Below are 21,930 nucleotides of genomic sequence, written 5' to 3'. Positions count from 1 at the left end.
TGCTGGGGATAGCGCGGTTAGTCGAGTTTGCTCGGTGGCGGCTCTTGCACGCCGCCGTCGTTGGCGGGTTTGGCGGGGGAGTCGACTTCCATCAGTTTGTATTCCTGGCCGTGAAGGTTCTTGAGATAGACCTCCATCTGGCGGAACGAGATGTTGATGTTGTGGTTCTTGAACTCGCGATTGATAAAGCGGTTCACTTCGTCGATCACCGGGTTGCGGTCACCCAAGTCGCGCACGTGCATGCGCAGTTCATGGTCCAGGGTGCTTTCGCCGAAGTTGAGGAAGTACACGTGGGGCTCGGGCTCTTTGAGTACCCGTGGGTTTTCCCGCGCCGCCTTGAGCAGCAATTCCTTCACCAGGTCCAGGTCAGAGCCGTAGTCCACGCCCAGCTTGAGGGTGACGCGGGTGATGGTGTCGGTCAGCGACCAGTTGATCAGTTGCCCGGTAATGAACGTCTTGTTCGGGACAATGATGTCCTTGCGGTCAAAGTCGGTGATGGTGGTGGCGCGGATGCGGATCTTGCTCACCGTGCCCGACAGGTTGCCGATGGTGATGGTGTCGCCAATCCGCACCGGGCGTTCGAACAAAATCATGATGCCGGAGATAAAGTTGGCGAAGATCTCCTGCATGCCGAAGCCAATACCCAACGACAACGCTGCCACCAGCCACTGCAACTTGTCCCAACTGACCCCCAGGGTCGACAGGGTGGAGACAATGCCGAATCCGGCGATCACGTAGGACAGCAACGTGGTGATCGCATAGGCGCTGCCTTGGGCCAGCTCCAGCTTGGACAACACCAGCACCTCCAGCAAACCGGGCAGGTTGCGCGCTAGGGCAAAGGTGATGCCGACGATGATCAGCGCCCCCAGCAAGTCGCCGATGCTGATGGGCACCATGCTGATATTGGCGCCGGTGCCGCTGGTGTATTCGTAGAGGGTGACGTTGTCCAGGTAGGAGAACACCGAGATCAGATCCGACCACACCCAGTACAACGCGGCGATAAAGCCGCCGAGCAACGCCAGGCGGATCAGGCGCATGGACTGCTCGTTGACCTGTTCGATGTCCAGGGTCGGTTCCTCGATCACCGCCTCGCCTTCACCGGCCTCCTTGGCCGCCTGGCGTTTGGCCAAGGCCCGCGAATAAGCCAGGCGCCGTGCGGCCACGCCCAGGCCGCGCACGAACGTCGCTTCGATCACCAGCCAGAACATCAACAAGTACAAGGTATTGATCAACCGGTCGCTAAGCTTGAGCGCGGTGTAGTAGTAGCCGAACAGCACCGCGATAAACAGCGCGATGGGCAGGGCAGTGAACACCAGCCCTACGAACTTGCGAAACAGCGAGGCTTTTTCATGGGTAGGGCTATTGAGCAGCAAGCGGCCCAGCAGCCAGGCCATCAACGCGTAGCACAGCAGCACCACGCCAATGCCCAGCACGTCGTCGGCCAGTGCCGCTGGTTGGTGTTCGGCGATGGCCACCACGGCCACCAGGGCCAGCACCACCAGGCCGAGTTTGCGTACCCAGCCTTGCAGGAACTCGACCTGAGGTTTTTCCCAGCGAAAGTGCACTTCGGCCACGCCGCCCGGCGCGAGGATGCGGTAGGCGGTATAGAACACCATCCACGCCTGGGCGATTTGCAGCAGCGCCGCGCCCAGGTTGGCGTTCTGCCCGCGTGCGTCGATCTGCAACGCGTAGCCACACAGCGCCAGGCCGAGAGCCACCGGCATCGCCAGCAGGATATTGATCAGGATGGCCTGGGGCGTATGCCACTGGCTGTCGCGCTTGAAGTGGCCAATGTCCTGGTGGACCTTGTTCAGGCGCTGATACAGGTTCTTGCGCCGCCACAGCAGGGCGCCGATCAACAGCAGCAACGGCAGGAACAACAACGGACGCTGGGTCAGGCCGTCATACAGTTCGCTGACGCTGGAGGCCCAGGGTAGGGTCGTGACCTGTTTGCTCAGGTGCGCCGGCACGGTTTCCAGCCACTCGGTGTCCAGCGGCTTGTTGCTGGGGATCCAGAACATTTGCTCATCCAGCGTTGCGCGCAACGTGGTGGCGGTGCTCAGCAGTTGTTTCTGGTTCAGTTGCAGGGTGATGGATTCATTGAGCAGCGCGCTCAGCTCACGGCTCAGGCGCTCCAGCAGGTCGCTGCGGGTGATCGCCAGTTCCAGCAGGGTGCGGCGCAGTTGCGGGGTGACGTCTTCCGGCGATTGGTTCGCCAGCAAGTTATCCACATAGGTGCTGGGCGAGCTTATCAACTCGCGCTGCTGGTTCACCTCGAACTGGTACAGGCGAATGTTGGCGATGTCGTCCGCCAGGTCACGGTCCACGGTGAGGCGTGGCAGGGCCTGCTTTTGCTTATAGAGGATCTTGGACAGCAACAGGCTGCCCTTGAGCACGTTGATCTGTTCATCCAGGGCCGAATCGCTCTGGGTCACGGTGTCCAGCTGCTGCTTGGTTTGTAGGTTCTTTTGGGTCAGGTCGTTGAGGCGGTCGGTGCTTTTAAGCAGATAGTCGGAGAGTTTCAGGTTGGCCGCGCTTTCCGTGGCCAGGATGCTGCTGCCGCCGGCCTTTTGCGCCTCGATGGACTGCTGTGTCACGGTCTGCTGGGACTGGGCCAGGCGCTTCTGGTTGATCAGGGTTTGCAGGTCCTGGATCTCTTGTTCCAGGCGTGCGGTTTTTTCCAACACCAGGTCGTGCTGGCTGTTGCCCAGGTCTTGCAGCTGGCTGTTGCCCGCCAGTTCCTGGCGGCGCAGGGGGATCAGTGCGTTGAGGGCCGCGAGTTCGGCGTTCAATTGGTTGCGCTGGTCGCCGGTGAGGGCTTTGCCGTTGTCTTTGCCGGCCTTGAGGATCGAATTGATCTGCAGGATGCGTGATTGGCTGCTGCTGATCTCGGTCTGGGCGCGCTCGGGGCGGGTCTGGGCCGCGATGGTCAGGCTGTTGGCGTCGGCCAGGTCTTTTTGCAGGTCGCCTTGCTGGGTGGTGCGCTGCACCAGCAATTGCTCAAGTTGCGGCACTGGCAAGGTGGCGTAGCGTTGGGCCACGGGGATGACCTTGGTGGCCTTGAGCCTGGTCAGTTCGCGCTGGTTGTCGGCGGTCTGGCGCGGGGCGTCTTCCAGCTGGCGCTTGAGGTCAACCAGGCGTTGCTCGTAATCCTGCTTGTTGCCCAGGTACGTGAGGGTCTGTTGCAGGATGGTCTGCAACGCCTTCATGTCGGCATCGGGCAGCTTGCGGTCGGGCAGCTTGTCCAGGGTTTGCTGGATGGCGTCGGCGCTGGGCGGGTCAGCGGCGTGAACGGTGCCGACACAAAGGGTCAGGCCCAGCAGGGCAGTGGCGAGAAACGTGCGCAGGATTGGCATAGAGACCGGTCGAAGCAGGTGAAGAATCGGGGCGTCGTCGCCCCGCAGTTTAGAGGAAGAGTCCGGGGCCCGGGCGACTTCCTTCGGGGAATCTGACGCCTACTTTGCCGATCTTGTTCCCGTCCATGACCGCGACGGTCCAGATGGTGTTGTTCCACTCTACCTGGTCGCCGACGATAGGCGCGCCGCCGACTTTTTGGGTGATAAAGCTGCTCAGCGGCATATCCGGGTCGATGCCTTCGAGCTTGAGGCCATACAGGGCCGACACCGCGCCCAGCTGGGCGTCGCCTTCCAGTACGAAGTCGCCGAAGAAGCGCAGGTCCAGGCCACGTTGTGGCGCCTGGCTGAACAGCTTGCCCAGGGCTGGCAGGTTGTGTTCGTGGCCGATGACGCAGAGCAAATCGTCGACTTCCAGCACCGTACTACCCGACGGGTGGAGCAGTTGCTGGCCACGGAACAATGCGGCGATCCGTGTGCCCTCAGGCATTTTCAGCTCGCGCAGGGCGGCACCGATGCACCATTTTTCCGCGCCGAGGCGGTAAACAAACAGCTCCCACTCGCTGGTGACATGCACTTCCAGGGCTGCACGGGAGATCGGCGCCGGGTCCGGCGGTACGGTCACTTTCAGCAACTTGGCCACCCACGGCAGGCTCGTGCCCTGCACCAGCAGCGAGACCAGCACGATAAAGAACGCCAGGTTGAAGTACAGCTGGGCATGGGGCAGGCCGGCCATCAGCGGGAACACCGCCAGAATGATCGGTACTGCACCGCGCAGGCCAACCCAGGCGATAAAACCTTTTTCGCGGCCGTGGAACGCCTTGAACGGCAGCAGGCCGACCATCACCGACAGCGGCCGCGCAAACAGGATCATCCACAGCGCCAGGCCCAGGGCCGGCAAGGCAATCGGCAGCAAGTCATGGGGCGTGACCAATAGGCCCAGCACCAAGAACATGCCGATCTGTGCCAGCCAGGCCATGCCATCAAGCATATGCAAAATGCCATGACGGCTGCGCACCGGGCGGTTGCCGATCACCAGGCCGCACAGGTACACGGCCAGGAAGCCACTGCCGTGCAAGGCGTTGGTGACGGCGAACACAAACAGGCCGCCGGCGATCACCAGGATCGGGTATAGGCCAGTGGCCAGGTTGATGCGGTTGACCATCTGCAACATCAACCAGCCGCCGCCCAGGCCGACGATGCCGCCGATGCCGAACTCGCGCACCAGGTGCGTCAGCAGGCTCCAGTGCAGGCCGGTCTGGCCGCTGGCGAGCATGTCGATCAGGGTGACGGTGAGGAACACCGCCATCGGGTCGTTGCTGCCGGATTCGATTTCCAGGGTGGCGGTGACCCGTTCGTTCAGGCCCTTGCCGCCCAGCAGCGAGAACACCGCGGCGGCGTCGGTTGAGCCGACAATCGCGCCAATCAGCAAGCCTTGGATGATATTGAGGTCAAACAGCCAGGCCGCCGCCATGCCGGTGAGGCCGGTGGTAATCAACACCCCCACGGTGGCCAGCGACAACGCCGGCCAGAGTGCCACGCGAAAACTCGCCACCCGCGTGCGCAAGCCGCCGTCCAGCAGGATCACCGCCAGTGCGAGGTTGCCCACCAGGTAGGCAGTCGGGTAGTTATCAAAGATGATGCCGCCGCCATCGACGCCGGCGACCATGCCCACGGCCAGGATGATCACCAGGATCGGAATCCCTAAGCGGGACGAAAGGGAACTCACCAGAATGCTCGCACTCACCAGCAACGCGCCGATCAAGAACAGGCTGTTGATGGTCGTCGCATTCAAAGGCAGTACTCCATGAGCAAACAAGACGGGGCGCAAACTGACCATGCAGTCTGCGTGCCAGCGATTCTAACCTGTTGAATTGCTGTGCTGTCAAAAGCTTTAAAGGTGTGCATCGATCTAATGTGGAAGTGATCCATGTGGGAGCTGGCTTGCCTGTGATAGCGGCGGGCCAGCTTGCATCTCTTTAATTGACAGACCGCTATCGCAGGCAAGCCAGCTCCCACAGGGGATCGGCGTAGGTTTCAGAGGCGAAAGCGGCCGACCATCCCATTCAAATCCACCGCCAACCGCGACAGTTCATTGCTCGCTGCACTGGTCTGGCTGGCACCCGTCGCCGACTGCACCGACAAATCCCGAATATTCACCAGGTTGCGGTCCACTTCCCGCGCCACCTGCGCCTGTTCTTCCGCCGCGCTGGCGATGACCAGGTTGCGCTCGTTGATTTCCACAATCGCGGTGTTGATGGTGTCCAGCGACATCCCCGCGCCTTTGGCGATATTCAGCGTCGATTCCGCCCGCTCGGTGCTGTTGCGCATCGAGTCCACCGCGTGATCGGTGCCGGCCTGGATGCTGCCGATCATCCGCTCGATCTCGCTGGTGGACTGCTGGGTGCGGTGGGCCAGGGCCCGCACTTCATCGGCTACCACCGCAAAGCCACGGCCAGCCTCACCGGCACGCGCTGCTTCAATGGCGGCGTTGAGGGCCAGCAGGTTGGTCTGGTCGGCCAGGCCGCGAATCACATCCAGCACCTTGCCGATATCCCGCGACTCATTGGCCAGGTCGCCAATCAAGGTGGCGGTGGCTTGCACATCGCCGCTCATGCGTTCGATGGCACTGACGGTTTCCTGTACCAAATCGCGGCCGTCGCCGGCAGAGGTGGTGGCGTTGCGCGAGGCTTCGGACGTGCTCACGGCATTGCGCGCCACTTCTTCCACGGCGCTGGTCATCTCGTTGACGGCGGTGGCGGCCTGTTCAATTTCGTTGTTCTGTTGGGTCAGGCCGCGAGCGCTTTCGTCGGTGACGGCGTTCAGTTCTTCGGCGGCCGAGGCCAACTGAGTAGCGGAACCGGCGATGCGTTGCAGGGTGTCGCGCAGTTTGTCCTGCATCTTGGCCATGGCAGCCAGCAGGCGCCCGGCTTCGTCGTTGCCATCGACCTTGATCGGGCGCGTCAGGTTGCCTTCGGCGACTTCTTCGGCGGCTTCCAGGGCTTGGGAAATCGGCAGGGTGATGCTGCGGGTCAGCAGCCACGCGAACAGCACGGTCAGTGCGGTAGCCAGTATCAGCAGGCCTACCACCAGTTTGAAGGCCAGGTCGTATTGATCCTTGGCCTCTTGGTTGGTCACCAGCGCCATTTTGTTATTGATGTCCAGCAGGCGCGCCAGCACCGCGTTGACCTGCTCGGAGTTGCTCAGCAGTTCGGTATTGATCAGGGTGCGCAAGGCTTCCACCTGGTTGGCCTGGGAAAGGCCCTTCATGCGCGATTCAATCTGGCGGTACTGGCCAAGCAGATTGACGTACTCGTCATAAGCGGCGCGCTCTTCGCGGCTGTCGATCAGCTTTTCGTAGATGGCCTGGGCGGCACGGATCTGCTGGTCGCGCAGTTCAAAGGTTTCCAGGGTCTTTTGCTGTACGTCCGGTTCGCGGTTGGTCAGCAAGCGATACGACAGCACGCGCAGGCGCAGGGTCAGTTGGGTGAATTCATCCAGGGCACGAATGCTGGGCACGCTGGACAGGGTGATGTCTTCGGCGGCGCCGCGGATCTTGCTCATCTGGTTCAGGGCGAACACACCGAGAAACAACATGAGCGCGCCGATAAACGCGAAGCCTAAAAAGGCGCGCGGCGCGATATTCATATTACGAAGGGACATGCTGGAATCCTGGGGAGAAGCGCGATCCGTGCGGCCGTGAGACGGGGTGTGCATTAGCTATCGGCCCTACGACTAAAGTCTTAAATGGGCGTGCGCTTTTGTCGCATCTGACGAGGGGTTTGGCCGATTCAGGAACCAGATGGGGTAATTGCAGTCACTAAGGCTCGAAAGTGTGGCCCGGCCCTTAAAAAACGGGCTGCGCGCCGGGGATAACCCTGGCATCCGAGGTGAATTTTCTTTATCGTCACCGCCCTTTGAAAAAGCCCGAGAAATCAAAATGTTAGAAGCATCCCTCAGCCAATTGGAACAACTGGTCAGCGACCTGGTACAGCAGAATCAGGAGCTACTGGGCAGCAACGAATCCCTCAAGGTGGAACTTGCCCGCGCCAAGGATGAAAACGACAGCCTGCAATTGAACTTGATGGAACAGGAAGAGAAGCACGGCGCCACCGCCGCCCGTATTCAAGCGTTGGTTGAGCGTGTGAGCGCAGGTCCTGTCGGCGCATGAATGAAGGGATAAAGGTCGTTTCAATTCTCGGAGAGGATTACTCGATCAAGGCACCGGCCGGTGAAGACAAAACCCTGATGCACGCCGTGACCATGCTCAAGGCCTCCCTGGCCACCACCAAGAAAAAGTACCCGACGCTGATCGGTGACAAATTACTGGTGCTGGCGGCGCTGAACCTGTGCGCCGAGCAGATTGAAATGCAGCAGGCGCACCAAGAGGAACTCGACCGTTACCAAGAGCAAGTCAGCGCCACGGTTGATGTGATTTCGCGGGTAGTTAGCCAAGTCGAATGAGCTGCCAGGCTGGTTGCTGAATCAGTGGCGCCTGGCGGGTGCAGGCGTCAACGGATTAATTTGAACGGCTCTTCGTATCGATGCTCCTTGACCGACGCCTTTGACGGTTCAGTTTTCCTCTCTAACTGTGTGGATAATCACATTTGCCTGGTCACTGCCGGCAGTTAGTTCCCAGGTCTTTCCGGTTACTAACAACGTCGTTCCACCGGTTATATAACGTTCTCCAATGGAGATATGGGCCGCAAATTCTGTTTTAGGGACCAGCTTGGCATTTGCCTTTTTTTTTCCGATGAATACTTTCACTTTGCCCACTAAGCTCATGATGATTTTCTCCAGTTCAGACTGTGTTCGTTTTCGGTGCCGAAGGACAACTAGAACAACCATCCGGTTTCTGGATGCTAGCGCGCTATAAAATCAAGCACACCTGTCAACTCTGACAGGTGTGTGCCTTTTTCATCGTATTACAGAGCTTGGATCGGCGCTGTCAGAACCACTCATCCCGCATCCCCAAGCACGTATCATCCCGTGCCTCCAGAATCGCCAGTTCATGATGGCAGCCCGGTACTTCCCAGGTCAGGAAGTAGCGGGCGGCCTGGAGCTTGCCTTTATAGAAGGCCGCGTCGGCAGCATTGCCCTTGGTCAGCCCTTCTTCGGCGCGAATGGCCTGTTCCAGCCAGCGCCAGCCAATCACCGTATGCCCAAACACCTTCAAGTACAGCGCCGAGTTCGCCAGGCTGCTGTTGACCTTGCCTTGGGCGAGATCCGTCAACAGGCCAATGGTCACGCCTTGCACGCGGTTTACCAAGTGTTCCAGCGGTTCGCGTAGGGCGGTCAGTGACGGGTATTTTTGTGCCCGGGCGCCGCTTTCGGCGATCAGTCTTATCAGCTGTTTCAAACCCGCACCGCCGTTCTGCGCCAGCTTGCGCCCCAGCAAGTCCAGGGATTGGATGCCGTGGGTGCCTTCGTGGATCGGGTTCAGGCGGTTGTCGCGGTAGTACTGCTCCACCGGGTATTCGCGGGTGTAGCCGTGGCCGCCGAGGATCTGGATCGCCAGTTCGTTGGCCTTGAGGCAGAACTCCGACGGCCAGGATTTGACGATGGGCGTGAGCAGGTCCAGCAGTTCGTGGGCTTGTTTACGTTCGGCTTCGGTGGCCAGGGTGGTGGTGTCGTCGAACAGGCGCGCGGCGTACAGGCCCAGGTCAAAGGCGCCTTCGACGTAGGCTTTTTGCGTTAGCAGCATGCGCTTGATATCGGCGTGCTGAATGATCGAAACCGGTGCGGTCGTAGGGTCTTTGCTATCCGGTAGACGGCCCTGCGGACGTTCGCGAGCGTATTCCAGGGAGTACAAGTAACCGGCGTAACCGAGCATTACCGCGCCCATGCCCACGCCGATACGCGCCTCGTTCATCATCTGGAACATGCAACTCAAACCCTGGTGCGGTTTGCCCACCAGATAGCCGACGCAGTTGCCGTTGTCGCCGAAGTTGAGCGCGGTGGACGTGGTGCCGCGCCAGCCCATCTTGTGGAACAACCCGGCCAGCAACACATCGTTGCGCTCGCCCAGGCTGCCGTCGTCGTTGACCAGGAATTTGGGCACGATAAACAGCGAAATGCCCTTCACTCCGGCGGGCGCGTCCGGCAGCTTGGCCAGCACCATGTGTACGATATTTTCCGAAAGCGGGTGGTCGCCGCCGGAGATGAAGATCTTGTTGCCCTTGAGCCGATAAGTACCATCAGCCGCCGGTTCTGCGCGTGTACGAATATCCGACAGCGACGACCCGGCATGGGGCTCGGTCAGGGCCATGGTGCCGAAGAAACGGCCGTCGATCATCGGTTGCAGGAAGCGCTGTTTCTGCTCCTGGGTGCCGAAGCTTTCGATGAGGTTGGCGGCGCCCATGGTCAGGAACGGGTAGGAGGTGGACGCGGCATTGGCGGACTGGAAGTGTGCGAAACACGCCTGGGACAGCAACGTCGGCAACTGCATGCCACCGGCTTCGAAACTGCGTGCCGCATTGAGAAAGCCTGCTTCAAGGAAGGCATCCACGGCCGGTTTGACTTCCGGGATCAGGATGGCTTTGCCGTCCTCAAAGCGTGGCTCGTTTTCGTCGTTCTTGCGGTTGTGGGGGGCAAAATACTTTTCGGCAATGCTGCGCGCGGTGCTGATGGCGGCATCGAAGGTTTCCCGATTGTGCTCGGCAAACCGCTCGCGCTGGGTCAGGCCCTCGGCATCGAGGACTTCGTACAGCTCGAAAGCCAGATTGCGGGAACTGAGCAGCGTCTCGGACATGGCGGATTACCTATGTGGGAATAGGGCCGAGTCTAAGTGCGCAAATGGAGGGTGGATAGCAAGATTGATCTGGGTGATGGAGCTGCAAAACGCGGATGGGGGAGATAAACGCGGTCCACATGTGGGAGCGGGCTTGCTCGCGAATGCAGCGTGTCAGTCACTGAACTAGTTGACTGACCCACCGCTTTCGCGAGCAAGCCCGCTCCCACATTTCTGACCGCGTTGTGCCAGTTAGCCGATGGTCATCAGGCTGGCGTTACCACCCGCCGCAGCGGTGTTAACACTCAACGCCCGCTCAATCACCAGACGCTCCAGCGCAACCGCCGTCTCGCCTTGGGACAAACCATGCACCCCGACAATCGCACCACCACGCTGGGCCACTTGCTGGCACACCGCACGCAGTTGATCGGAGTCACCGTGGTGCAGGACTGCGTCGAACACCACATCGTCCTTGGTCCAGTCGGCAACACGCTTGATCTTCGCCTGAATCTCTTTCGGCAGGCGTGGGAACAAGGCCTTGGTCAGTTCGGTTTCCGGCCATACTGCCGAGCCACCTACCGCCAATACCGCAGCCAGCTGGGTCAACAGGTCGCCCTCTACTTCCGCCAGGCACAACACGTGCTCGCGGGGCAGGATGGCATAGCTGTTGCGCTCACCGGTCGGGCCAGCCAGTTGGCGGGTGATACCGCTTTGCGACTGCGCAGCGAACTGGCTGCACAGGGCGCTCAGGTCGCTGAACTGGTTGCTGTCAGCCCAGGTTTTGAGGGCGTTCAGCGGTTGGCTCATGGCGTCGCGCAGACGTACATCTGGCGCGGCCAGTGCGTCGCCCCGTACAAACGATTGCTCGATAGCATCCGTAGGACGCGTCGACAGCAAGCGATACAGGTACAACGGACCACCGGCTTTCGGGCCGGTACCCGACAGGCCTTCGCCGCCGAACGGCTGCACACCGACCACGGCGCCGACGATGTTGCGGTTCACGTAGACGTTACCGGCATGGACGTTGTCGATCACCTTGGCGATGGTCTCGTCGATACGGGTGTGCACGCCCAGGGTCAGGCCGTAGCCAGAAGCGTTGATCTGGCCGATAAGCTGGTCGATCTCTTTACGCTTGTAGCGCACCACGTGCAGCACCGGGCCGAAGATCTCCCGTTGCAGTTCGTCGAAACTTTCCAGTTCGATCAGGGTGGGCATCACGAAGGTGCCGCGCTTGATCTCTTCGCCGTCGGCAATCGCCACTTGGTACACATTGCGGCCTTTGTCGCGCATGGCCTGGATGTGTTTCTCGATGCCAGCCTTGGCTTCGGCGTCGATCACTGGGCCGATGTCCACCGACAGGCGCTCCGGGTTGCCCAGGCGGCATTCCGCCATGGCGCCCTTGAGCATTTCGATGACGCGGTCTGCCGAATCTTCCTGCAAGCACAGCACGCGCAGGGCCGAGCAACGTTGGCCGGCGCTGTCGAAGGCCGAGGACACCACATCGATGACCACTTGTTCGGTGAGGGCCGAGGAGTCGACGATCATCGCGTTCTGGCCGCCAGTTTCGGCGATCAGCGGGATTGGGCGACCCTGGGCATCCAGGCGGCCAGCGACATTGCGTTGCAGCAGGCGCGCAACCTCAGTGGAGCCGGTGAACATCACACCTTTGACGCGATCATCGCCGACAAGGCGGGCACCGACTGTTTCGCCCTGGCCCGGCAGCAGTTGCAGCACGCCTTCCGGAATGCCGGCTTCCAGCAGGATGCGCACGGCTTGTGCAGCCACCAGCGGGGTTTGCTCGGCGGGTTTGGCCAGTACCGGGTTACCGGCGGCCAGTGCTGCAGCGACTTGGCCGCTGAAAATCGCCAGCGGGAAGTTCCACGGGCTGATGCACACCACTGGGCCCAGCGGGCGGTGGGCGTCGTTGGTGAAATCGTTACGCGCCTGCACGGCGTAGTAGCGCAGGAAGTCTACGGCTTCACGCACTTCGGCGATGGCGTTGGCGAAGGTCTTGCCGGCTTCGCGGGCCAACAGGCCCATCAGCGGCTGGATTTCAGCTTCCATCAGGTCGGCGGCGCGTTCCAGGATCGCGGCGCGCTCGGCGGGTGGGGTGGCCTGCCAGATCGGACCGGCGCTGATGGCGCATTGGATGGCGTTGTCCACGTCCTGAATAGTGGCTTCTTGCACGTGGCCAACCACATCACGCAGGTCGGACGGGTTCAGGACCGGTGCAGCAGGCTGCTCGCTGGAGGCACAACCGAGCATCGGCGTGGCTTTCCAGTTGTTGTGGGCAGTCGCCAGCAAGGCGCAGGACAGCGACGCCAGGCGGTGTTCGTTGGCCAGGTCGATACCCGCCGAGTTGGCGCGCTCGCTGCCGTACAGGTCACGGGGCAATGGAATACGCGGGTGTGGCAGGCCGAAACCGCCTTCTTGCGTAGCCATTTGCTCGATGCTGGCTACCGGGTCGGCTACCAGCTCCTGAATGGAGATGGACTGGTCGGCAATACGATTGACGAACGAGGTGTTGGCGCCGTTTTCCAGCAGGCGACGTACCAGGTAAGCCAGCAGCGTTTCGTGAGTGCCGACCGGTGCGTACACGCGGCACGGACGGTTCAGCTTGCCTTCGGAAACCTTGCCTACCACCTGCTCGTACAGCGGTTCGCCCATACCGTGCAGGCACTGGAACTCGTACTGGCCGGGGTAATAGTTCTGGCCGGCAATGTGGTAGATGGCCGACAGGGTGTGGGCGTTGTGGGTGGCGAACTGCGGGTAGATGACTTCCGGCACCGACAGCAGTTTGCGTGCACAGGCGATGTAGGAAACATCGGTGTACACCTTGCGGGTGTAGACCGGGTAGCCTTCCAGGCCTTCGACCTGGGCGCGTTTGATCTCGCTGTCCCAATACGCGCCTTTTACCAGGCGGATCATCAGACGATGGCGGCTGCGGCGCGCCAGGTCGATGACGTAGTCGATCACATAGGGGCAACGCTTCTGGTAAGCCTGGATCACGAAACCGATGCCGTTCCAGCCGGTCAGTTGCGGCTCGAAGCACAGGCGTTCCAGCAGGTCCAGGGACAGTTCCAGGCGGTCGGCTTCTTCGGCGTCGATGTTCAAGCCGATGTCGTATTGCTTGGCCAGCAGGGTCAGGGACAGCAGGCGCGGGTACAACTCATCCATTACGCGTTCGTACTGCGCACGGCTGTAACGCGGGTGCAGGGCCGAGAGCTTGATGGAGATGCCCGGGCCTTCATAAATCCCACGGCCGTGGGAGGCTTTGCCGATGGAGTGAATGGCTTGCTCGTACGAGGCCAAATACTTCTGCGCATCGTGTTCGGTGAGTGCAGCCTCACCGAGCATGTCGTAGGAATAACGGAAGCCCTTGGCTTCGAACTTGCTGGCGTTGGCCAGAGCTTCGGCGATGGTCTCGCCGGTGACGAACTGCTCGCCCATCAGGCGCATGGCCATGTCGACGCCCTTGCGGATCATCGGCTCGCCGCTCTTGCCGATGATGCGGCTCAGGGACGAGGTAAGGCCGGCTTCGTTATGGGTGGCGACCAGTTTGCCGGTCAGCAACAGGCCCCAAGTGGCGGCGTTGACGAACAGCGACGGGCTGTTGCCCAGGTGCGGCTGCCAGTTGCCGGTGCTGATCTTGTCGCGGATCAGTGCGTCGCGAGTGCCCTTGTCCGGGATGCGCAGCAGCGCTTCGGCCAGGCACATCAGCGCCACGCCTTCCTGGGACGACAGGGAAAATTCTTGCAGCAGGCCCTGAACAATACCGGCACGGCCGCCAGCACTCTTCTGGTTACGCAGTTTTTCGGCAATCGAGGCGGCCAGCTTGTTGGTGGCTTCGGCCATCGGGGCCGGCAGGCGGGCCTGTTCGATCAGCATCGGCACCACTTCCGGCTCAGGGCGGCGGTAAGCGGCGGTGATCGAGGCGCGCAGCACCGATTGCGGCAGGATGCTCTCGGCGAACTCCAGGAAGCACTGGTGGGCGTGGTCGGTCTGGACCTCGCCTGCGTCGTCAGCGTCCTTGCTGCTCAAACCATTGAGTTCGGTCAGGGTTGCACCCCCCTCCAGTTTCTCCAGGTAATTGAAAATCGCCTGCTTGATCAGCCAGTGCGGCGTGCGATCAATGGAGGTCGCGGCAGCCTTCAGGCGTTCGCGGGTCGGGTCGTCGAGTTTGACCCCAAGGGTGGTCGTCGCCATTTTCTTATCCTCATGGGTGCCACTACCGAGTGGCATCAGCTGGCGGCAAGATTAGCTTTGCGCTGACAGAGGTGCAACCGGGTGCAACCCTTTTTATGCATGAAATTTTCGAAGGCTTGCATGAAAAAAAAGCACCCTCGACCGAATCCGCTTCAGGGTGGTGCATTTGCTTCTGAGATCGGCTGTTCTTGCTCCGAAAAGGAGCAAAAACGCGGTGTTTTCCGTAATTGGTACCGGGGTGCAACTTATTCTCAAGAAACTGGTTGCACCTTATTTGCTTTGTTGAATAGCATTCGCGGCCAAGGTGCAACCACCTCAACGAGTCGGTTCATCGGCTGACGGCTTTCCTGGGGAAACGTCAGTCATAAATGCGCGGCACGCAGTTACGTCTACCTACTTTCAGTGGGTGGCCGTCTGACAGACCGCTGCTACATAAAAACAAAGCCAGGGCGTCACTCATATGAGCGTTAGTAATCCAACCCTGATCACGTTTGTGATCTACATCGCAGCAATGGTGCTGATCGGCTTCATGGCCTATCGCTCCACCAACAACCTTTCCGATTACATCCTCGGCGGTCGCAGCCTCGGTAGCGTGGTCACCGCCTTGTCGGCCGGTGCCTCGGATATGAGCGGCTGGTTGTTGATGGGCCTGCCGGGCGCGATCTACATGTCCGGTTTGTCGGAAAGCTGGATCGCCATCGGCCTGATCGTCGGTGCTTACCTCAACTGGCTGTTCGTGGCCGGTCGCCTGCGGGTGCAGACCGAACACAACGGCGACGCCCTGACCCTGCCGGACTACTTCTCCAGCCGTTTCGAAGATAAAAGCGGCCTGCTGCGGATCATCTCCGCCGTGGTGATCCTGGTGTTCTTCACCATCTACTGCGCCTCCGGCATCGTCGCCGGTGCCCGCCTGTTCGAAAGCACCTTCGGCATGTCCTACGAGACCGCGCTGTGGGCCGGTGCTGCAGCGACCATTGCCTACACCTTCGTCGGTGGTTTCCTGGCCGTGAGCTGGACCGATACCGTACAAGCCACCCTGATGATCTTCGCGCTGATCCTTACGCCGATCATCGTGCTGCTGGCCACTGGCGGCGTCGACACCACCTTCCTGGCCATCGAAGCCAAGAACCCCGACAACTTCAACATGCTGAAAAACACCACCTTCATCGGCATCATCTCGCTGATGGGCTGGGGCCTGGGTTACTTCGGCCAACCGCATATCCTGGCGCGCTTCATGGCGGCGGACTCGGTCAAGTCGATTGCCAACGCACGTCGCATCTCCATGACCTGGATGATCCTGTGCCTGGGCGGCACCGTGGCGGTAGGCTTCTTTGGTATCGCCTACTTCTCGGCGCATCCGGAACTGGCAGGCCCAGTCAACGAGAACCACGAGCGTGTGTTCATCGAGCTGGCCAAGCTGCTGTTCAACCCGTGGATCGCTGGCGTACTGCTGTCGGCCATTCTGGCTGCAGTAATGAGCACCTTGAGCTGCCAATTGCTGGTGTGCTCCAGCGCCCTGACCGAAGACTTCTACAAGACCTTCCTGCGCAAAAACGCCTCCCAGGTTGAACTGGTGTGGGTCGGCCGCGCCATGGTGCTACTGGTTGCGTTGATCGCCATCGCCATGGCCGCCAACCCGGAAAACCGCGTACTGGGCCTGGTGAGCTACGCCTGGGCCGGTTTCGGCGCCGCGTTCGGCCCTGTGGTGCTGATCTCGGTGATCTGGAAAGGCATGACCCGCAACGGCGCGCTGGCCGGCATCCTGGTCGGCGCGATCACCGTGATCGTGTGGAAACACTTCGAATTGCTGGGCCTGTACGAAATCATCCCAGGCTTTATCTTTGCCAGCCTGGCGATCTACTTCGTGAGCAAGCTGGGCGCACCGACGGCGGGTATGGTCGAGCGTTTTGATGCGGCGGAAAAAGACTACAACCTCAACAAGTAAGTTGGCTGGCGTTAAGCGCTGGTACAGCTGAAGAAAAACGGCCCGCCTCTTTTGGAGCGCGGGCCGTTTTTTTGGGTTCAGTTCTTGTCTGGTTGATTCACAAAAATCAGTACGCCCAGAATCGCCATGTAGAACTTGAATGCTGCGTCCTGGCCATTCCACTGCCGGGATTGCCACATCAGAAACCATTCTGCCCCCACCACCATAAAACCAAAAAACCACACACCGAAGCCGAGGGTGAGGCCCAACGTGGCGAGTTTTTTCGCACGATTGAAGGTGTCACCGCTGCCGTGCCGTGCGCGCCACAGCGCCAGTGCACCGCTGGTCAAACACAGCGCCGTGACGGCCTCCCCGGCGATGATCAGCCAATAGGCACCGTGCCACATCCAGGGAGTGGTGATGGCGCGGTACATGGCGGCATTGCCTGGAAAGGTTGTGTCCATGCTCAGTACATGTTGCACGAATACAAAGTTGGAGCCGTAGTCAGTGAGGTTGTTGATGCTTGCGAGACCGGCGAAGGCCGCCAGTGCGAGGACCAGCAGGATTTTTGCGTAACGGGTGGTCATGGGCTTTCCATTGTTTGCCTGAGAAACGCATAACAATGGACTGGCTTCCACGAACGGAAATGACGATTCGGGAACGCTTCATGTAGGCCTTTACTGATTTGCTGTCGGCCTGCTGAGTTGGGCGCAGAGCTGATGCAGACTCCCTCGTTCACCCCTTCGCAGAGAAACACCGGATGTTCGCTCCTGCCAATCAAAGTGCCTTCAATCTGACCCTGGATGGGGTTGCCAGCGATCTCAGGGTCTACACCTTCAAAGGTTCTGAAGCGCTCAGCCAACCCTACTGTTTTGACCTTGAGCTGGTTAGCGAGCAGCCTGACCTGGACTTGGAAAGCCTGCTGCATCATCCGGTCTACCTAAGCTTTGATGACCAAGGTCGTGGAGTTCACGGTCTGGTGTACCGGGTGGCGCAGGGGGATTGCGGGCGGCGTTTGACCCGTTACCAGATCAGCCTTGTGCCGCAACTCGCTTATCTGAAACACCGTAGTCACCAACGTATTTTCCAGCAGCAGACGGTGCCGCAGATCATTGAGCAGGTGCTGGTGGATCAGGGGGATTGCATCGAGTTCCGGCTCAGCGGCACTTACCCCAAGCGCGAGTATTGCGTGCAGTTCGGCGAGAGCGACTTGGCGTTCATTCAACGGCTGTGTGCCGAGCAGGGCATTCACTATCACTTCCAACATTCGGCAGAGCGGCACCTGTTGGTATTTGGTGATGACCAGACGGTGTTCCTACAGACCGACCAGCCCACCCCTTACACCCCAGGTTCCGGGTTGGTCGCAGGTACGCCAGCGATCAAGGGCTTTGCAGTGCAGTTGCAAACCCGGACCACGGCCATAAACCTTCGCGACTACGATTTGCGCAAGCCGCGCCCGCAACTGGAAAGCGCAGTGTCCAGCGAGCAGTTGCCCCGTCTCGAGGAGCAAGGTTACCCCGGCCATTTCAGCGACCGGGCCCATGGCAAGTACCTTGCGCAACGCGCGCTGGAGCGCCACCGCAGTGACTATCGAATCGCCCATGGCAGCGGCGACGAGCCGGCCTTGGTCAGCGGCCGCTTCTTCAAATTGTCCGGCCATCCGCGCGAAGAGTGGAATGACTTGTGGTTGGTGACCCAGATCACCCATGAGGGTAAACAACCTCAGGTGCTGGAGGAGGCCGTTATCGATGCGGCCGATGGGGATTTTCGCCAGGGTTATCGCAATCAGTTCGCGGCGACCCCGTGGGATGTGATTTTCCGTCCGTCCCTGCCTGAGCTGCCGCGCCCCAGCATGGCGGGCTACCAGAACGCAGTGGTCACCGGCCCCGCTGGCAGTGAAATCCACTGTGACGAGTACGGCCGGGTCAAGGTGCAACTGGCCTGGGACCGCACCGGTGAACCCAGCGACCACTCCAGTTGCTGGCTGCGTGTGGCCAGCGGCTGGGCCCATGACCGTTATGGTGCGGTGCTGATCCCGCGTGTGGGCATGGAAGTGCTGGTGGGGTTCGTCAACGGCGATATGGACATGCCCGTGGTGGTGGGGTGCCTGCCCAACGCCGAAACCCGCGTCCCCCTCGACCTGCCTGCGGATAAGACCCGCAGCATTTTCCGTAGCCGGAGCAGCCCCGGTGGCGGTGGCCACAACGAGCTGCGCATCGAAGACCGCAAGGGTGCCGAGGAAATCTACCTGCATGCCCAGCGGAACTGGACTCAGGATGTGTTGAATGACCAACGGGTGACGGTGGGGCGGGCCATTCAGATCGGCGCGGGGCAAAGCGTGGTGATCGACGCTGGCGCCAGCGTGATGATCCAGGCCGGTGGGCACTCGATTTCCATTTCTGCCGCCGGGATTTTCAGCAGCGTGCCGATCGAGCTCGGCGGTGCGCCTGCGCCCTTGATACCCGGTTTGACCGAAACGTTGCTCGCCCCCCTGAGCCGCTTGCAAGTGGCCACCTTCAAGCGTAGCGCGCCGTTTTGCGAAGAGTGTGAACGCTGCAAGAACGGGCTTTGCAAGATCGCCTGATTTTCACTTTAAAAGGACTTACGTCGATGCTTGAACCCTTGTTGGCTGGTGAACAGATCTTTGTCGTCCTGGGGGCTGCCAGCGACGCCAAGCCATTGCACGCTTGGCGAGCTCATGCCGCCGGAGCGCCCTTGCAACCTGTCTGGGCCGGCACGGCCTATGGGGCATGGGACGAGGTGATGCCCTACGTTGGCATCGTCGAGCCGGGCAGTGCTTTTCTCGATTGGGCCGCTTCCACCCACGCCACGGATTGGGGGTGGCTGGCCGTATCGGCCTGCCCACTGGAGACCGTGCTCGGGCACCTGCAAGGCTTGACCAAGGTGTACCTGCCCGATGGTCGGGACGTGTTTCTGCGCTTTTGGGACGGGACGCAGTTTTTGCCGATCATTCAGCAAATAGGGGGAGAGGTGCTGCCGGTATTCCTGCGCTATCTGATCAATGGCCAGTCGCTGAGCGTCACAACAGGCTCAATCACTGGCGCAAAAACCAGCCCTTGGTGGCGGGTACCTGCGCCGTTGCTCCGGCAGTTGGCCGAGCAATCCCCACAGACCCTGATCGACAACCTGCTGCAATGGCTCGAAGAGCAGCGCCCCGACCTGTATAGCGCGTTCACGCCGACGACCTTGCAACACAAGGTCGCCTACTTTGCGCGTAGCCCGGCGGCCAGCGTTGAGGGGCTGGCCGGCTACCTCGCCTCAGAGCTGAGTTGAACCCAGCGCCTGCTGCAAGTCGTCGATCAGGTCTTCGATCGCCTCGATGCCCACCGACAGGCGAATCATCTCTGGCTTCACGCCAGCCTTGGCCTGTTCCTGTTCGTTCATCTGCCGGTGGGTGGTGGAGGCCGGGTGGCAGGCCAGGGACTTGGCATCGCCGATATTCACCAGGCGCTTGAAGATTTGCAGCGCGTCGTAGAAGCGCACACCGGCTGCATAGCCGCCCTTCAAGCCAAAGGACAGGATCGCCGAGGGTTTGCCTTGCAGGTATTTCTGCGCCAGGGCGTGGTGCGGATGATCCGGCAGGCCGGCATAGCTCACCCATTCCACATCGGCATGGCCTTGCAGGAACTGTGCAACCTTCAGGGCGTTTTCGGTGTGGCGCTCCATGCGCAGCGCGAGGGTTTCCAGGCCTTGCAGCAGCAAAAAGGCATTCATCGGCGCCAGCGCCGCGCCGGTATTGCGCAGCGGCACGGTGCGGGCGCGGGCGATAAAGGCCGCGGGGCCGAATTTCTCGGTGTAGACCACACCGTGATAGGCCGGCTCGGGGTTGTTGAGGCCGGGGAATTTTTCCGGGTAGTCGGTCCAGGGGAAGGTGCCGCTGTCGACAATCACGCCGCCTAGGGAATTGCCGTGGCCGCCGATGTATTTGGTCACCGAATGCACCACGATATCGGCGCCGAACTGGATCGGCTTACACAGGATCGGCGTGGCCACGGTGTTGTCCACCATCAGCGGCACGCCACGGGCATGGGCCACGTTGGCCAAGGCCTCCAGGTCGACGATATTACCCGCCGGGTTGCCGATGCTCTCGCAGTACACCAGCTTGGTGTTGTCGTCGATCAGCTCGGCAATGGCGGAGGCAGAGTCGTCGCGGGCAAAGCGCACATCCACGCCGAAGCTGGGCAGCAGGTGCGCGAACAGGGTGTAGGTGCCGCCGTACAGCTGGGGCGTGGTAACGATATTGTCACCGGCGCGGGTGAGGGTCTGGATCGCATAGTGAATCGCCGCGCTGCCCGCTGACACGGCAAGCGCCGCAATACCGCCTTCAAGGGCAGCAATGCGCTGCTCCAGCACATCGTTGGTAGGGTTCATGATGCGCGTGTAGATATTGCCCGGCACGTCCAGGTTGAACAAGTCGGCGCCATGTTGGGCGTTATCGAATTCGAAGGCGACGTTCTGGTAGATCGGCACGGCCACGGCCTTGGTGGTCGGGTCCGATTTGAAACCGTGGTGCAATGCGATGGTGGCGTCTTTCATGATTGTTATTGACCTCCTTGGACAGTGTGGGAGCTGGCTTGCCTGCGATAGCATCGCCGCAGTGTGCAGGTAATACAGCGTCGCCTGCATCGCGGGCAAGCCCGCTCCCACATAACCGGCTAGATCATTTTCAGCGAAGTTCCTGCGCTTTAAGCATAAGCACCGCACTGCACCAAAGCCTGCGTAAAAGGTAAACTTCGCCCCCTGCGCAGGAGCAACCATGAATTATCGTCACGCCTTTCACGCCGGCAACCATGCCGATGTCTTCAAACACCTGACCTTGACCCGCCTCATCGCCTTGATGTCGCGCAAGGAACAGCCGTTCGCCTACCTCGACACCCACGCCGGCATCGGTCTGTACGACCTGCAGGGCGACCAGGCCAACCGCACGGGTGAATACCTGGAAGGCATCGCACGCCTGTGGGGCGAGAGCGACCTGCCGCCGCTGACCGCCGACTATATGCGTGTGCTGCACGAGATGAACCCGGACGGCCAGTTGCGCTACTACCCAGGCTCCCCGGAACTGGCGCGGCGCCTCACGCGGCCGCAGGACCGTGTGTTGCTCAATGAAAAGCACCCGGAAGACGGCGTGTTGCTCAAGGACAACATGAAGGGTGACCGCCGCGTCAAAGTGCACCTGGGCGAAGGCTGGCATGTGCCGCGTGCTTTGCTGCCGGTGCCGGAGAAGCGTGCACTGATGCTGATCGACCCGCCGTTCGAGAAACTCGACGAGATGCAACGCTGCGCCGCTTCCCTCAAGGAAGCCGTGAGCCGCATGCGCCAGACCGTCGCCGCCATCTGGTACCCAGTGAAGGACCAGCGCATGTTGCGCCGTTTCTACCAGGACCTGGCTGGCACGGGGGCGCCGAAGTTGCTGCGTGTGGAGTTGCTGGTGCATCCGCTGGACACGCCGAACACCTTGACGGGCTCGGGCCTGGCGATTGCCAACCCGCCGTGGGGGCTGGAGGAGGAGTTGCGTGAGCTGCTGCCGTGGCTGTCCAAAAAACTTGGCCAGACCCAGGGTGGGTGGCAGATGGATTGGCTTATAGCTGAGTAATCCGCTCTACGGCCAGACACAGAACCAAATGTGGGAGCGGGCTTGCTCGCGAAAGCGGTGAGTCAGCCAACTAATTATGTGACTGACACTCCGTATTCGCGAG

14 protein-coding genes and 1 pseudogene are annotated in these 21,930 nt (G+C 60.8%); 6 read left to right on the top strand and 9 right to left on the bottom strand.

Annotation, left to right across the window (positions count from 1 at the left end; all coding sequences use genetic code 11):
• Positions 1 to 17 precede the first annotated feature (17 nt).
• The 4 genes and pseudogenes from mscK to ACLD1Y_RS29485 form a co-directional block, all read right to left on the bottom strand.
• Complete coding sequence (mscK, locus tag ACLD1Y_RS29500) at positions 18 to 3,356, bottom strand: mechanosensitive channel MscK (RefSeq protein ID WP_429481193.1); 3,339 nt, start codon at positions 3,354 to 3,356, stop codon at positions 18 to 20.
• A 49-nt stretch (positions 3,357 to 3,405) separates the two neighbouring features.
• Positions 3,406 to 5,148, bottom strand: coding sequence for a potassium/proton antiporter (locus ACLD1Y_RS29495; protein WP_429481192.1), 1,743 nt, complete (start codon positions 5,146 to 5,148; stop codon positions 3,406 to 3,408).
• A 242-nt stretch (positions 5,149 to 5,390) separates the two neighbouring features.
• Positions 5,391 to 6,254 carry a methyl-accepting chemotaxis protein gene (locus ACLD1Y_RS29490; RefSeq protein WP_429481227.1) on the bottom strand — a complete coding sequence of 288 codons (864 nt, stop codon included), beginning with the start codon at positions 6,252 to 6,254 and terminating at the stop codon, positions 5,391 to 5,393.
• A pseudogene (locus tag ACLD1Y_RS29485) lies at positions 6,246 to 7,001 on the bottom strand (MCP four helix bundle domain-containing protein); the annotation flags it as partial. The pseudogene ACLD1Y_RS29485 and the gene ACLD1Y_RS29490, both read right to left, overlap by 9 nt.
• Positions 7,002 to 7,293: 292 nt before the next feature.
• Between ACLD1Y_RS29485 and ACLD1Y_RS29480 the strand changes: the two are divergent.
• Together ACLD1Y_RS29480 and ACLD1Y_RS29475 are read left to right on the top strand one after the other, a co-directional pair.
• Complete coding sequence (locus tag ACLD1Y_RS29480; RefSeq protein ID WP_429481191.1) at positions 7,294 to 7,524, top strand: hypothetical protein; 231 nt, start codon at positions 7,294 to 7,296, stop codon at positions 7,522 to 7,524.
• On the top strand, positions 7,521 to 7,817 hold the full coding sequence (locus tag ACLD1Y_RS29475) for a cell division protein ZapA (protein WP_429481190.1): 297 nt from the start codon (positions 7,521 to 7,523) through the stop codon (positions 7,815 to 7,817). The genes ACLD1Y_RS29480 and ACLD1Y_RS29475 overlap by 4 nt, the downstream gene beginning before the upstream one ends.
• A 108-nt stretch (positions 7,818 to 7,925) precedes the next feature.
• Here ACLD1Y_RS29475 and ACLD1Y_RS29470 read toward each other — a convergent pair whose 3' ends face one another.
• The 3 genes from ACLD1Y_RS29470 to putA form a co-directional block, all read right to left on the bottom strand.
• On the bottom strand, positions 7,926 to 8,138 hold the full coding sequence (locus ACLD1Y_RS29470; protein WP_429481189.1) for a hypothetical protein: 213 nt from the start codon (positions 8,136 to 8,138) through the stop codon (positions 7,926 to 7,928).
• 163 nt (positions 8,139 to 8,301) lie between these two features.
• The gene (locus ACLD1Y_RS29465) at positions 8,302 to 10,104 is read right to left on the bottom strand and encodes an acyl-CoA dehydrogenase (RefSeq protein WP_429481188.1); all 1,803 of its coding nucleotides are present in this window, start codon (positions 10,102 to 10,104) and stop codon (positions 8,302 to 8,304) included.
• A 231-nt stretch (positions 10,105 to 10,335) separates the two neighbouring features.
• Positions 10,336 to 14,289, bottom strand: a complete 3,954-nt coding sequence (gene putA, locus ACLD1Y_RS29460; protein WP_429481187.1) for a trifunctional transcriptional regulator/proline dehydrogenase/L-glutamate gamma-semialdehyde dehydrogenase — start codon at positions 14,287 to 14,289, stop codon at positions 10,336 to 10,338.
• A gap of 460 nt (positions 14,290 to 14,749) precedes the next feature.
• Between putA and putP the strand changes: the two genes are divergently transcribed.
• On the top strand, positions 14,750 to 16,234 hold the full coding sequence (gene putP / locus ACLD1Y_RS29455) for a sodium/proline symporter PutP (protein ID WP_429481186.1): 1,485 nt from the start codon (positions 14,750 to 14,752) through the stop codon (positions 16,232 to 16,234).
• Positions 16,235 to 16,311: 77 nt separating this feature from the next.
• Here the strand turns inward: putP and ACLD1Y_RS29450 are convergent, their stop codons facing one another.
• A complete protein-coding gene (locus tag ACLD1Y_RS29450; protein WP_429481185.1) occupies positions 16,312 to 16,800 on the bottom strand; it encodes a DUF2165 family protein in 489 nt (162 codons plus the stop codon).
• A gap of 173 nt (positions 16,801 to 16,973) precedes the next feature.
• On the opposite strand from ACLD1Y_RS29450, the gene ACLD1Y_RS29445 reads away from it, so the two are divergent.
• The gene (locus ACLD1Y_RS29445; protein WP_429481184.1) at positions 16,974 to 18,797 is read left to right on the top strand and encodes a type VI secretion system tip protein VgrG; all 1,824 of its coding nucleotides are present in this window, start codon (positions 16,974 to 16,976) and stop codon (positions 18,795 to 18,797) included.
• A gap of 26 nt (positions 18,798 to 18,823) precedes the next feature.
• Entirely contained in the window at positions 18,824 to 19,507 is a 684-nt protein-coding gene (locus tag ACLD1Y_RS29440) for a DUF4123 domain-containing protein (protein ID WP_429481183.1), read from the top strand.
• Here the strand turns inward: ACLD1Y_RS29440 and ACLD1Y_RS29435 are convergent.
• Positions 19,493 to 20,770, bottom strand: a complete 1,278-nt coding sequence (locus ACLD1Y_RS29435) for an O-acetylhomoserine aminocarboxypropyltransferase/cysteine synthase family protein (protein ID WP_429481182.1) — start codon at positions 20,768 to 20,770, stop codon at positions 19,493 to 19,495. The genes ACLD1Y_RS29440 and ACLD1Y_RS29435 overlap by 15 nt on opposite strands.
• A 220-nt stretch (positions 20,771 to 20,990) precedes the next feature.
• Here ACLD1Y_RS29435 and ACLD1Y_RS29430 point away from each other — a divergent pair, with 220 nt between their 5' ends.
• Complete coding sequence (locus tag ACLD1Y_RS29430; protein ID WP_016975658.1) at positions 20,991 to 21,827, top strand: 23S rRNA (adenine(2030)-N(6))-methyltransferase RlmJ; 837 nt, start codon at positions 20,991 to 20,993, stop codon at positions 21,825 to 21,827.
• Positions 21,828 to 21,930 lie beyond the last annotated feature (103 nt).

Origin of the sequence: Pseudomonas sp. 18175, assembly GCF_050432925.1 — a bacterium.
Lineage (GTDB): Bacteria > Pseudomonadota > Gammaproteobacteria > Pseudomonadales > Pseudomonadaceae > Aquipseudomonas.
This window is presented reverse-complemented; position numbering and strand designations above follow the sequence as displayed.